The organism is Streptomyces yatensis (assembly GCF_018069625.1).
Taxonomy (GTDB): domain Bacteria; phylum Actinomycetota; class Actinomycetes; order Streptomycetales; family Streptomycetaceae; genus Streptomyces; species Streptomyces yatensis.
In genome coordinates, this window is sequence record NZ_CP072941.1 from 8,385,695 (window position 1) to 8,398,795 (window position 13,101).

12 protein-coding genes are annotated in these 13,101 nt (G+C 70.6%); 6 read left to right on the plus strand and 6 right to left on the minus strand.

From position 1 onward, the window contains the following. Window positions 1–46 precede the first annotated feature (46 nt). Window positions 47–574 carry a TetR/AcrR family transcriptional regulator gene (locus J8403_RS35035; RefSeq protein WP_246586138.1) on the minus strand — a complete coding sequence of 176 codons (528 nt, stop codon included), beginning with the start codon at window positions 572–574 and terminating at the stop codon, window positions 47–49. 84 nt (window positions 575–658) lie between these two features. Between J8403_RS35035 and J8403_RS35040 the strand changes: the two genes are divergently transcribed. Both J8403_RS35040 and J8403_RS35045 read left to right on the plus strand, forming a co-directional pair. Continuing rightward, window positions 659–1,489 (plus strand): oxidoreductase, encoded by an 831-nt coding sequence (locus tag J8403_RS35040; protein WP_211126646.1) that lies wholly within the window; start codon window positions 659–661, stop codon window positions 1,487–1,489. A gap of 137 nt (window positions 1,490–1,626) precedes the next feature. Continuing rightward, window positions 1,627–4,275, plus strand: a complete 2,649-nt coding sequence (locus J8403_RS35045) for a PLL family lectin (protein ID WP_211126647.1) — start codon at window positions 1,627–1,629, stop codon at window positions 4,273–4,275. Window positions 4,276–4,298: 23 nt separating this feature from the next. Here the strand turns inward: J8403_RS35045 and J8403_RS35050 are convergent, their stop codons facing one another. Beyond that, a complete protein-coding gene (locus J8403_RS35050) occupies window positions 4,299–5,090 on the minus strand; it encodes an AraC family transcriptional regulator (protein ID WP_211126648.1) in 792 nt (263 codons plus the stop codon). A gap of 103 nt (window positions 5,091–5,193) precedes the next feature. Between J8403_RS35050 and J8403_RS35055 the strand changes: the two genes are divergently transcribed. After that, complete coding sequence (locus J8403_RS35055) at window positions 5,194–6,006, plus strand: sulfite exporter TauE/SafE family protein (protein WP_211126649.1); 813 nt, start codon at window positions 5,194–5,196, stop codon at window positions 6,004–6,006. On the opposite strand, the gene J8403_RS35060 is transcribed toward J8403_RS35055, so the two are convergent. After that, complete coding sequence (locus tag J8403_RS35060; protein ID WP_211126650.1) at window positions 5,952–6,620, minus strand: alpha/beta hydrolase; 669 nt, start codon at window positions 6,618–6,620, stop codon at window positions 5,952–5,954. The genes J8403_RS35055 and J8403_RS35060 overlap by 55 nt on opposite strands. A gap of 633 nt (window positions 6,621–7,253) precedes the next feature. After that, window positions 7,254–7,727, minus strand: coding sequence for a MarR family winged helix-turn-helix transcriptional regulator (locus tag J8403_RS35065; RefSeq protein ID WP_211126651.1), 474 nt, complete (start codon window positions 7,725–7,727; stop codon window positions 7,254–7,256). A gap of 193 nt (window positions 7,728–7,920) precedes the next feature. Here J8403_RS35065 and J8403_RS35070 point away from each other — a divergent pair, with 193 nt between their 5' ends. Then, window positions 7,921–8,853, plus strand: a complete 933-nt coding sequence (locus J8403_RS35070; RefSeq protein ID WP_211126652.1) for an NADP-dependent oxidoreductase — start codon at window positions 7,921–7,923, stop codon at window positions 8,851–8,853. 185 nt (window positions 8,854–9,038) lie between these two features. Further along, on the plus strand, window positions 9,039–9,440 hold the full coding sequence (locus J8403_RS35075) for a VOC family protein (protein WP_211126653.1): 402 nt from the start codon (window positions 9,039–9,041) through the stop codon (window positions 9,438–9,440). Between the two features lie 53 nt (window positions 9,441–9,493). On the opposite strand, the gene J8403_RS35080 is transcribed toward J8403_RS35075, so the two are convergent. Next, entirely contained in the window at window positions 9,494–9,817 is a 324-nt protein-coding gene (locus J8403_RS35080) for a hypothetical protein (protein WP_211126654.1), read from the minus strand. 39 nt (window positions 9,818–9,856) lie between these two features. On the opposite strand from J8403_RS35080, the gene J8403_RS35085 reads away from it, so the two are divergent. After that, window positions 9,857–11,113 (plus strand): winged helix DNA-binding domain-containing protein, encoded by a 1,257-nt coding sequence (locus tag J8403_RS35085; RefSeq protein ID WP_211126655.1) that lies wholly within the window; start codon window positions 9,857–9,859, stop codon window positions 11,111–11,113. Window positions 11,114–11,185: 72 nt separating this feature from the next. Here J8403_RS35085 and J8403_RS35090 read toward each other — a convergent pair whose 3' ends face one another. Beyond that, the gene (locus tag J8403_RS35090) at window positions 11,186–13,051 is read right to left on the minus strand and encodes a hypothetical protein (protein WP_211126656.1); all 1,866 of its coding nucleotides are present in this window, start codon (window positions 13,049–13,051) and stop codon (window positions 11,186–11,188) included. Window positions 13,052–13,101: the final 50 nt, after the last annotated feature.

Sequence of the window (13,101 nt, forward strand, 5' to 3'; positions counted from 1 at the left end):
GTGATCCGCCGGGCGGGGCGGGGGTTCGGGGTTCGGGAGATCCTTGCTAGCGCTCGGTGTCGGGTGCGATCAGTGAGCGGGCCACCGCGAGCGCCGCTGCGTGGCGCTCCGCCTGCCGGCCGCCCAGTTCGCGGCCGCGTGCCGCGGCCATGATCACAGCGGACAGGGCCAGCCGTCCGCGCATCACCCCCTCGGGCCCTTCGCCGGTGGCCAGTGCGCGGGTCAGGTCGCCCAGCCGCTGCTGGAGTGTGCGCGCGGCGGTCAGGCCCCGCAGGGCGTGCTCGTTGACCTGGGCGCACACCAGCGAGGCACCGTGCTCGCCACGGACCAGGGCGTCGAACTCCTCGACGGCTCGCATACGGGTCGCCGCGGACGGCGGGTGGGCGCGTGCGGACTCGATGACGGCGTCGAGCGCCGGGAGCAGTTCTTCGTAGGAACTGGTGAGCAGCTCCTCCTTGTTCGCGAAGTGGTGCAGGACGGCCTGCCTGGTGACCCCCGCCTGCTGGGCGACCTGGGTCAACGACGTCAGCTCGTAGCCCCGCTCGGTGAACATCTTCAGCGCGATGGCCCGCACGCGCCGACGGGTGTCGGTACGCCTTCGATCGGCTTGCTCCGGCATATCAAACTGCCTTACTGGTAAGTCAGGTATTCTGAGCGCATGAACGGCCCAGAGAGCAACCTACCCCCTGGTGGGAGCGGGATCGACGGCTCCTCGCCGATCCTCGACGAAGGACTTGCGGGACGGCGCGCCCTGGTCACGGGCGGGAGTCGCGGACTCGGCGCGGCGATCGTGCGGCGACTCGCCGCGGCGGGCGCCACCGTGTTCGCGGCGGCCAGATCGGCGCCGCCCGAGGGTTCGCTGCCGGCGCGGTTCCTCACCGCGGACCTCGCGGACCCCGACGGTGCGCGGCAGTTGGCGGAGCGGGTGCGCGAGGCCGCCGGCGGGGTGGACATCCTCGTCGACAACGCCGGCGCCGGCAGTGCTCCGGAGGACACGCTGACCCGGCCGCCGGCGACCTGGCAGGCGGACCTCGAGAGCAATCTGCTGTCCGCGGTCCGGCTGGACCAGGAGCTGGTCCCGGGCATGGTGGAGCGCGGCTCGGGGGTCGTGGTGCATGTCTCCTCCATCGCGAGCCATCTGCCGCAGCCGGGCCAGGCCGCCTACGCGGCGGCCAAGGCCGCGCTGAACAGCTACAGCCGCTCGCTCGCGGCCGAGGTCGGCCCGGCCGGGGTGCGGGTGGTGTGCGTTCTGCCGGGCTTCATCGCCACCCCGGGGGCGATCGCACACCATCAGAAGATCGCCGACAGCCAGGGAGTGTCGCTGGAGGAGGCGCAGCGCGGCCTCGCGGAGCGGCTGAACGTGCCGATGAACCGCCCCGGAACCCCTGAGGACGCCGCCGAGTTGGTCGCTTTCCTGGTGTCGGAGCGGGCGCGCTGGCTCACCGGATCGCAGTTCCGCGTCGACGGGGGCATCCTCGCCCAGGTGTAGCCCGACCGGCGCCACCAGTGGCCCCCGCGCGCAGGGGGCGCTCAAGGATATTTCCACCATATGTGTCCTTGTCCGGTGGTTCACTTGGCTCAGGCGTGCCCGCGGGGGGGCACGGGCCGAGGGGGGAAACACCGGATATGGCCACGCCCATCGCCACCGCACTGGCGGTGTATGAAGCCGGCAAGAAGGCGTACGAGGCATACCAGGGCATCGTCGCCTTCGTCAGCCTCGGCAGTCACACTCCCACTCCCGAAGAGGAGATCCTGGCCCGGCTGGAGGTGCTGCACCAGGATTTCGTCGCCCTCCAGGGGCGGTTCGACGAGGTGCTCGAGGCCGTGAAACAGGCGGTCAGGGTCGAGCAGCAGGCGTATGTCCTCAACCTGCGGCGCGATCTGGAGGGGCTGCGCGGGCGCGCCCGCACGGCCACGGACGAGCTGAGCGCCTGGGTCGCCGACGGGCGCAAGGACCCCCTGCTGCGGTCCAACGCGGACGACAACTCACGGCTGGCGGCGAATACGCTGCTGGAGGGCGACTCGTACTTCTACCGCCCGGATCCCCATGCACCGGAAAGCGTCTTCGACCATCGACTGGCGTATATCGCCTACGTCTATGTGCTGACCGTCCGGTTCGGTGTGATCGCCGGGCTCAATCCGCTGTACCGCGAGGACCGGCTGGCCCGCGAGGAGCTGACCCGCCACGCGGCGCGGCTGGACTGGGTGTTCCAACACGCCGACCAGGCCATCGAGCCCCATATCGGCGGCGGTCCCGACGACCGCGGCAGCTACTTCCTGGCCCACCAGTGCGTGGACCACATCACCGGCTACGACACGGGCCACGCCGAAGTCGGGTGGCGCCCGGGCGGGCAGGCCGAGTACGACGACGCCCGCGCCTACTACGCCGACCAGCTCCGCGCCGATATGCGGGTCAGGACGGGGCTGGCCAAACTCATCGGCTTCCACGACACCGTGGCCTACTGGGCCAAGGACCCGCGCACCCCCGCATGGTCCCCCTGGACCCCGGTGGAGGTGCCGGACGGCGTGGTGTCCCCGGCCGCGGTGTCGGACCGGCCGGGGCACACCGTGCTGGTGTGGCGGGACCGGGACAAGGCACAGCTGCGCACCACGTCCTACGACGCCACCGCGGCCGCACCGGCCTGGAAACCGTCGGTGGCCATCAGCGCGGAGAACACGGTGCGGGAGGAACCCATGCCGCGCGCCGTGTCATCGGGACCAGGCCTGATCACCGTGGTGATGCGGGGCAAGGAGGGCGAGGTCTACGCCACGCGCACCGACCCCACCCGGCCCACCGGATGGCTGGACGCCCCGGTCGAGGTGAGCGGCGGCGCCACCGATGTCTCGTTCGCCGAGGTCGCCGCCGCACCGGGCTCGGTCGTCGTGATGTGGCAGGACAACGGCACCGGCACGCTGATGGCCGCGTTCCAGGACGCCAAGGGGGCCTGGGGGCCACCGCGGGCGGCGACCCCGGCCGGCGCCATCTCGCTGAACTCGGACCTCACGGTGGCCTGTCCGGCGCCCGGGGTGGTGCTGGCGGTGTGGACCATGAACAACCGCACACTGCACAGCGTCACCTACGATTCCCACACGCCCGGCCCCGCGTGGAGCACACCCGCCCAGATCGCCGAATTCCCCGGGAACGACTTCCCGTCGTCCATCCACGCCATGGGCACCGGCGACGGAAAGGCCGATGTGGTCTGGCAGGGCACGTTCGGGGTCATGTGGAACATCCACTACGACGGCGGCTGGAGCGCCCCGGCCGAGATCACCCCGCGCCATCTCACCAAATGGGGGTATCCCTACACGATCGTCCCCGCGGTGACCGGGGACCGGCGGCTCAACTGGTTCTGGCAGGGCCGGGACAGCCGCGTGCAGACCATCTACCGGGATCCCCAGCAGCCCCAGTGGTCGGCGCCGCAGTGGCTCGGCCAGCCCTGGTGGTCGTACGCCGAACTGGCCGCGGTGCCCTCGACGGCTGGGAGCGTATCGCTCTACCGGGTCGACTTCGGCAGCGAGATCGGCGAGGTGCCGAGGCTCCAGACGTGTTTCTACGACACGGCCACGCCGACGGCGACGGCCCGGATCGCGGACGCCCGAGCGCTGGTGGCGCGGGCCCAGACCCTCTGGAACCTGCCGGGCCCGGCGCGCGAGGAGGCCAACGCCCGGGCGGCCGACGCGATCGCGGTGGCCCGCGAGGTCGTGGCCCTGGACGCCGGCTTCCGTGCGACGCTCGCGCAGTGGCTGGTGTTTCCGGCGGGCACGTATCTGATGGCCAGTGGCCACCACGATGACGCGATCGGGCGCATGCGGGAGGCGCTCGGCCTCTACGACACGCTGATCGGTGAGCAGCCCGGATCTGACGACCTCCGCTACCGAAAGGCGTGGACGCTGGTCAATCTGGCCCAGGCCCTGTGGGGCAAGCCCGACCACACCCAAGGCGCACAGCGTGCCGTCGAGGCCACCGACCTGCTCCGCCGACTCGCCACCGAGAACCCGGGGAGGTTTCGCGGAGGGCTGGGCGACTGGCTGATGTATCCGACGATCCCCTATCTGCGGCAGTCCGGCCGCGGGGACCAGGCGCTCGCGCGGGCGCGGGAAGCCGTGGACATCTTCACCGCGCTCAACGCCACGGATCCCGCGGTCTATGGGCCGAAGCTGGCGGCGGCGAAGAAGCTCGTCGCCGACATCCAGGCCGAAATGCCATCCAGCGGTGTCCAGCCCACCGATGTCCAGCCCACCGATGTCCCGTCCGGCGATGTCCGGCCCGGCTGACGCGCCCGGGGTCTCGCCGAGCGTCAGCCCCGGTCGCCAATGCCCGTGGCGTCGGGGCTCCGGTACGCCGTCGGCGGTTGGCCGAGGAGCTTCTTGAACGCGGCCGTGTAGGCGGCGGGGTTGTCGTAGCCGAGCTGGGCCGCGATGCGTGTGACGGGCACGCCCGCGGTGAGGTGCTGAAGGGAGTGCAGAACGCAGGCGCGTTGCCGCCACCGCGAGAAGCTCAGACCGGTGCCGCGCCGGAACAGCCGGGCGAGGGTGCGTTCGCTGATGTTGAGGGCAGCGCACCACCGGGCGGGCGGGTCATGGATGTCCGGCTTCCGCAGGAACGCCTCGCACAGGCCGCGCAGCCGCGGCTCGGAGGGCAGCGGCACATCGAGCGGCAGCGGCGTGAGGTTCTTGAGCTCGTGGAGGATGAGGGCCGCCACCGCCGCGTCGCGGCTGTGCTCGGGGTAGCGCGGCTCCATCTCCACGGCCTCCAGGATCAGCGCCCGCAGCAGTGCGGAGACATCGACGGCCTGACACCGGGCGGGAAACCACGGCACGGCGGCGGGCTCGATATAGAGGCTGCGGGTGCTGACGCCCGTCATCGTCACCTGATGCCCGGTCATGGACGGAATCAGCACCGCGCGGGCGGTGGGTATCGTCCAGCTGCCGTCCGCCGTCTCGACCCGCATCACGCCGGTGGCCGCGTACAGCACCTGGGCGCGGCGGTGCTCATGCCAGACGAGCAGATGGTCCTGGGGGTAGTCGGTGCCGATGGCCAGCACGGCACGATCGAGGTCGTCCACCTCCGCGACCCGGATGTTGCGCATACCGCGAGGCTACGCGGCACCGCCCGCCCCCTGTCTGCTGCGCGTAGGAACATGGCAATCCGTCGATTGCCCGCCACGCCTGCCGGTCAATAGCGTCTGACCAGTGCTGACCTCGTTCTCCACCCTTCTGTTCCTCGGCTGCCTGACCGGCATCACGACGGTGCTCTTCGGCTTCGGCGGCGGTTTCATCACGGTCCCCGTCGTCTACGGCGTCCTGACCGTGACGGCGGCTCCGGGAAAGGACACGGACGCCATGCACATCGCCGTGGCCACCTCGGCGGCGGTCATGGTCGTCAATGCCGCCGCCGCGGCGCTGGCCCAGTGGCGGCAGGGCCGACTGCGCCGCGCCTACGTCTGGCCGCTGGCGGCGTTCATCGCGGTCGGCGCCGTCGCCGGATCCTTCGCGGCCACCTTGATCGGCGGCACGGCGCTGCGCCTGCTGTTCGCCGCCTATCTGCTGGTGACGATCGCCGACAGTCTGCTGAGGAAGGGCTTCCTCTCCGTGGCGCACCGGACCCGTCCGGAGCCCCTGGGGCGGCGCACCACCACCCTCGGCGGCGTGGGCATCGGCCTGGTGGCCGCGGGCCTGGGGGTCGGCGGCAGCGTGATGACGGTTCCGCTGCTGCGCCGCCGGGGCCTCCCCATGGCCGAGGCGACCGCCATGGCCAACCCCCTCAGCGTCCCCGTCGCCTTGGCCGGAACGCTCGTCTACGCCCTCGCCCCCGCCACATCCGCCGGCCCGGGCCGGCTCGGCTACGTCGACCTCACCGCGGGCGCCGCCCTGCTGATCGGATCACTGCCCACCATCGCCGTGGCGAGGCGCGTCACCGGCCGGGTCCCGGACCGGGTCCACTCCGTCGCCTACATCGTCCTGCTCCTGATCGTGCTGGTCGTGATGGTGGCCATGGGAGTCTGACGCGTCTGACGCGCCGGGTCCTTGTCACAGACCGTGTTCCGCGCGGGCAGTTCGCCGGTTCGCAGATAGTCGTTGACCTGGTGGTAGACGCATCGGTTCGGGTAGACGGTGTAGACGCCGTGCACCCGTGCCCTCAGCGTGATCAGCCGGGAGTTCGGCATCTTGCGGTGGAGCCCCTGCCCGTTGCCATAACTGGTGCGCGGGTCGCCGGTGGCCTGGACGATCAGGCCCGGTGCGTCGTTGCCACCGGTCACGGGCGGTTCCAGCGGTGTGTTGGGCCAGAGCGCACACGGGTGCACGCCGTTGAACAGCGGGCCGTACAGCGGCATCGTCGCCCGGCTGCGTTCGACGTTGCGCCGGTACCAGGACAGGTCCCGCGGCGCGGCGCGGTCCCCGCACAGCAGGGCAAGCTGGAGGGAGTTCTGGATGTCCGAGGTGTCGTCCGGCGGGCCGAGAGCCGAGCGCAGTTCCTCGGTCGGCTCGACGGTGCGGCCCCGGGCCGCGTCGTGGAGCACCCGGATGTTCTTCGCCGCGCGGACGAACCCCCGGTCGTCGGCCATCACAGCCGCCAATACGGCCGGCACCTGCCGGCCGTCCGCGGTGTACGGGCCCACCCGCAGAGGTGTGCGGGCCGCCTGCCGGGCAATCCCCTCGACGGTCGCCCGGACCTTCGCCGGGGTGCCGCCGAACCCGTAGACGCTGTGGCGGCGAGCGGAAGACCTCGTACTTCGGGATCTCGTACGGCACCTACCTCGGTGCCGCCTACGCGGCGATGTTCCCGGGCCGTACCGACCGGCTGCTGCTGGACAGCGCGATCGACCCGGCCCGGTGGAACGTCCGGGCGTTGGTTCACGCTCGATGCGGCGGTGGCCTGGGCGAGGGTGGGGCTCCCGGCGAAGGCCAGCGCCGCGGCCAGTGTGGTGATGGCGGCGGTGCGCGTGATGCGTGGGTTCATGACGGAGAGCCGCCCTTCGTGGCGGCGTTCCTGAGTGTCCTGTGAGGCTTCGTCATGCCTCAGCACACTCTCGTTTCCCGGACGGTCCGGACCATCCGGCCCGCCCCAGGGAGGCCCCGGGGGATAGCCCCCGGGGAAGTGTGCCGGGCCCGCAGCCAGGAGCCCCGTTTCAGGCGCGCCGGGTGGGTCAGGTGAGCTTGTCGTCGATGTCGAGCGAGCCGACGATCGACCGCAAGCTCGCGATGAGCGCCGCGATGGAACCGTGCGACTGCCTCAGGGCGCCGGACGACGCTCACCCTCCTTCGACTTCTCGGCGCACGGTGGCGGCGATGCGGGAGAGTGCGGCGCTGAGGTGGCGGCGTTGAGCGGCGCTGAGCGGATCGAAGACGAGGCGCTTCACCTGCGCCACGTGTTCCGGTGCGCTCGCCACGACCTTCTGTCGGCCGGTGTCGGTCAGTGTGGCGAGGGTGTAGCGCCCGTCGGTGGGGTCGGGTCGGCGGACGACCCAGTCGCGGGATTCGAAGCGGTCCATCACCTTCGACAGGCGGGGCTGCGTGCTGTCGCAGTCCCGGGCCAGGTCGCTGAGTCGCATGGTGGCCTCGTCGGACATGGACAGCCGAGCCAGAACGCCGTACTCGAAGTTGGAGATGCCCGCATCGCGTTGCAGCTGACGGTCGAGGGCCGCCGGAAGTGCGATGACGATGGTGAGCAGGGCCTGCCACAGCTCTTGCTGGTCGTCGTCGAGCCAGGGGGATGAGGTGTCCATACCCCACATCCTACTTGCCTGGGCAACTCAGATGACTTGCCTGGGCAACTCAATCGTGGTTACGTTTGACTTGCCTGGGCAAGTCAACGGACGACTTCGGAATCGGTGACGGCCGGCCTTCCCTGAGCTCGCCGCTGAGGAAACACCCACACACCGGCACACCCACACATCGACATACACAAGAGGAAATGCCATGAAGGCAGTGCGATACCACGACTTCGGCAGCAGCGAGGTCCTGCGCTACGAGGACATCGAGCGCCCGGTCCCCGCCACCGGGCAGGTGCTGGTGCGGGTGGCGGCCACGTCGTTCAACCCGGTCGACGACCACATCCGCGCCGGAGCCCTGAACGCGATGCTGCCCATCGCTCTCCCGCATGTGCCCGGGATCGACCTGGCGGGCACGGTCGCCGAACTCGGCGCGGGGGTGCCGGGCGTGGAGGTCGGCGACCGGGTCGTGGCCATGCTGCCCCTCGACGCCGTGGGCGCGGCCGCCGAGTACGTGCTCGCCCCGGCCGAGGCCCTGGTCGCGGCGCCCCGGTCGATCGACCTGGTCGACGCCGCGGCGCTGCCCCTGACCGGCCTGTCGGCCTGGCAGGTGTTGTTCGAGCTCGCCGAACTGAAGCGAGGGCAGACCGTCCTGGTCAACGGGGCAGGGGGTGCGGTGGGCAGTCTCGCGGTCCAGCTCGCCGTGGACGCGGGAGCGCAGGTGACGGCGGCCGCCGGCCCGCGGCACGCCGAGCGCCTCGAGGGCTACGGCGCCCGGGTCGTCGGCCGCCTCGATCTCGCCACGGGCCCGGCCGCGGTCGGTGGCCCCTTCGAGGTTCTGCTGAACCATGTGCGTGGCACCGAGGACGAGGCCGCGCGGCTGTCGCGCTACGTCGCCGACGGCGGCGTGGCCGCCAGCACAGCGGGCCCGATACCGGAGGACCCCGCCCGCTCGGTCCGCAGCGCCGGCCTGTGGGTCCGCAGCGACGCCACCCAGCTGACCGAGCTGGTGGCCAGGGTCGACGATGCTCGACTCCGCATCCACATCGCCGACCGCCGCCCGGTGGCCGAGTCGCGTGCCGTACATGACGACTCCGCCGCCGGGCGGCTGCCCGGCAAGACCGTCCTGATCGCCCCCTGATCACACCGGCCGGACGCCCGCGCTTCGCTCTCCGGCCGACGGGCGTCCCGGCCCTCCTGCCGACCTTTCCGAAGTGACAGCGGCGCGGCGCGCGTTGGCGGGCGACAGCGCTGAAGGCTCCTGCCGATGGCGTGTTCCCCTCATCACTTGATCAGCTTTGACGGCACCCTCTAGCCTTGCCTTCCATGGTGAGGCTCGGAATCCCCGTAATCGGCGTCACGGACCTTCCCCGCGCGGTGGTCTTCTGGACGGAGGCGTTGGACCTGGTTGCCGCCGAGGAGTGGCAGAGCGAGACATGGCGCACGCTCAACCATGCCGACGGTTCCGGCCGGGCTCTCGGCCTGCTCCTCAGCGAGTCGCCGGCGGAGCCGCACCCTCGCATTCACCTGGACCTCTTCACCGAGACGGCGGAGGAACAACAGGCCGAGGTCCAGCGGCTGATCGGTCTCGGTGCTCAAGCCGTCGAGTGGGACCTCTACCCGCCCGAACCCGACTTCGTCGTCCTCGCCGACCCGGACGGCAACATCTTCTGCGTCGTCGACCTGAGCCATGCACCCAGTGGCGGCGGCAGCCTGCCAACCTCCTGACAGCCGAGACGCCTTCGCCTCGACGTCCCCTTCGGCCCGTTGGCTGGCGGTAATCATTCGATTCCCCTTCCGATGCCTGCCCGGCGACGTACGTCCACCACTGCCGCATCCTGGACCACGAAGACGACGACCTGATGCGCCCGTGGACGATCGTCGCGCACGACGACCACGACGACCACGACGACCACGACGACCACGGCGGTGGCGGCCACGGCGGTGGCCACGGCCACTGGCGGGATCGATCGACCCGCGGCCCAGGCGAGCACCCGCGTCTCGTCGGGGCCGCGGTGGCGGGCCTCGGGCAACGGCGTGTTCGCGTCGCGGGCGAGGGCGTCATCCACCACGGCCACGGCATCGCGACACTCCGCGAGGTCCACCGCGCCTCTCAGACCCCCGTGGCCGCCTAAGATCGGCCCTTGCCGAACCATCGCTGCGGGAGGTGGATCCTGGCACCCCGTAAGAGCACCGATGGCCCCGCGGCCGCGGTACACACCAGCGACGTCATCGCGTTTCGACTGCACGCACACCATCTCGCGACGCGGCAACCGGCCGATGGCCTGCTCGCGGTGGCGGGGGCGTGCGGGATCCAGAACAGTCCACCGGGTTCGGCGCTGCTCGCCCTCCATGCCCGCGTCGAGGACGTGACGCAGGGCCGCGTGGACCACCTCGTCGGTGAAGAGAAGAGTCTGCTGCAGACCTGGTGCATGCGCGGGTCGCCGTACTTCTTCCCGACCGCGGACGCACCGGTTTTTACCACCGGCGTTCTGCCGACCACGGAGACGGCGCGACTCCATTTGATCAGCGGTGTCGAGGGGGCGCTGAGCACCCTCGGGATGGGCTTGGACGAGGCGGTCGACCTCACCATCGAGGAGATCGGGGCCGTGCACGCCGAGCGGCAACTGGCGATCAACGAACTCGGTCAGAAACTGGCCGACCGCATCGCGCCCAGGCTGTCTCCTGCCCAACGCACGGCCTGGCAGGCGGCGGGGCCATACGGGAGGAACGTCCCGCTCGGTGAGGCGGTGGTGCACTTCTGCGTCCGGATGCTGACGCTTCGCGGCATCGTCTGCTTCGCACCGCGCAGCGGCAACAAGGCACCGTTCGTCCTGCTGGAGGAATGGCTGGGCCGACCGCTGCCGCAGGTCGACCCCGACCGAGCACGTGCCACACTGCTCCGTCGCTACCTGCGGTGCTACGGCCCGTCCACCCGTAAGGATTTCGCCGCCTGGCTCGGTGTCCTCGTCGGCGACGTGGACCCGTGGTGGACCACGCTGGAGGGCGAACTCACCCCGGTCGAATGCAACGGCAGCCGGGCGTGGATCCTCACCGACGATCTGGACACTCTGCGCTCGCCACCGGAAGCGCGCGGAGTGCGGCTGCTGCCACCGAGCGATCCCTACACCCAACTACGGGACCGGGACACCATCGTCGACAAGAAACACCACCGGGACGTGTGGAAGACCGTCGGCGCGCCCGGCACGGTACTGGCCGATGGCGCAATCGCCGGAATCTGGCGGCCCCGTAAGAGCGGTCGCAAACTCACCCTCTCGGTAGAGACGTTTCGGCCACTCGGCGCCGGGCTCCGCAAACAACTGGGCGCCGAGGCCGAACACGTTGCCGAGCTGCGTGGCGCGTCGACGGTGCAGGTCGAGTTCGACAACGCGGCAGGCTGACCCCGGCGGCATCGGGCCATCAGTCGCGGCCGCCGAGGTCGTCGGCGCAGGACGGCCGCCGGGGGTGCCGGACTACTTCCGGTCGACGAGGTTGCGGCAGCGTGTCGCGACGGTGGTGTCCGCGTCGGCACCGGCCTGGTCAGCAATGTTGAGGTCGATGTCCTGGTTGTTGGTGGCGGCGCACCCGTTGTCCTGGCCCAAGGTCTCGTCGTGCATCCGGCCCTCGTTGGACACCTGGTTGTCGCAGTCGACACGCGTGGTGAGGTCGGCGCTCGCCCCGGGGGAGTTGACGAGGGTGTTGCCGAAGAGACCGTTGTCGGCGCTGTCGCAGGTGTCGTTCTGGGCCAGGTCGACGCGGTCCATGCGGCCGTCGTTGGTCACGTCGTTGTGGCATTGGGCCGCCACGTCCAGATCCGTCGAGGAGCCCGGGGAGGTGATGTTGAAGCCGGTGTCGACGGCACCGTTGTTGGCGGCGTCGCAGTCGCCCCGCTGGCCGATGACGCTGTGCTCCACCGCCCCGGCGTTGGTGACCTTGTTGTCGCAACGGCCGGAGACCCGGGTCTCGGACGTGGCTCCGGGCGAGAGGGGGCCCACGTCGGAGTCGATGCCCCCGTTGTTGGCGGTGTCGCACTCCTCCCGCTGGCCAATGGTGCTGTCGTGGACCGTGCCCTGGTTGGCCAGCTCGTTACCACACCGGCCCGCGACCGTGACGTCCACCGAACCGCCTGGAGAGTTGAACACCTCGGGGGCGTCGAGAGCGCCGGTGTTGGTCGCGTCGCAGTCGGCGGACTGATCGACGGCGCTGTTGGTCAGGTTCCCGTTGTTGCGCAGGTCGTTGTCGCAGCGGAGCGTGTACGTGGCGTCCGCCGAGCCTCCCGGGGAGCCGCTGACAGCGCTGCCGAAGAGACCGCTGTTGGAGCTGTCGCAGGCGTCGCTCTGGCCCAGGGTGACGCGGTCCATGCGGCCGTCGTTGCTCATGTCGTTGTGGCATTGGGCCGCCACGTCCAGGTCCGTCGAGGAGCCCGGGGAGTCATCGTCGAAGCCGCTGTTGACCTCGCCGGTGTTGAGCGCGTCGCAGTCGCCCCGCTGGCCGATGACGCTGTGCTCCACGGTCCCGGTATTGGCGACCGTGTTGTCGCAGCTGCCGACGATCCGGGTGTCGAGCGTGCCCCCGGGCGAGGAGTCCCCCAGGTCGGGGTTGAGCATGCCGGTGTTGGCGGCCTCGCATTCGCCCTGCTGGCCGATGCTGCTGTCGTGGACCGTGCCCTGGTTGGCCAAGTCGTTGCCACACCGGGCCTCGATCGTGGTGTCCGTCGAACCGCCTGGAGACAGGTCCACACCCGGGTCGTCGAGAGCGCCGGTGTTCGTCGCGTCACAGTCGGCGGACTGATCGACGGCGCTGTCGGTCAGCTTCCCGTTGTTGCGCAGGCCGTTGTCGCAGCGGGCCGAGAACGTGGCGTCCGCCGAGCCCCCCGGGGAACCGGTGATCTCGGGGTTGATCAGTCCGCTGTTGGCCGCGTCGCAATCCGCCGACTGACCGACGGCACTGTTGGTCAGCTCTCCCTTGTTGCGCAGATCGTTGCCGCAGTCGGCCGAGAACGTGGAGTCCGCGGAGGCGCCAGGGGAGTCCTCGATGAGGGGGTTGATCAGCCCACTGTTGGTTGCTTCGCACTGCGCGGACTGATCGATGGCGTTGCCGGACATCTTCCCCTTGTTGCGTACGGAGTTGCCGCAGCGGGCCGAGAGGCCGACGTCGGCCGAGGCGCCGGGGGAGTCGATGACCATGGGATTGATCGGCCCGCTGTTGGTGGAGGGACAGTCCGTGGCCTGCCGGACGGTGTTGCCGTCGCCCCCGGGACCGGCCGCGAGGGCGCTGTTGGCGGAGGCCAGCACCACCGCACACACCCCCGGAACCATCAACCACATCTTCTGCTTCATCGCCATCCGCCTCCATTGCCGTGCGGGGCCCGGTCCCTGACCCGGACATC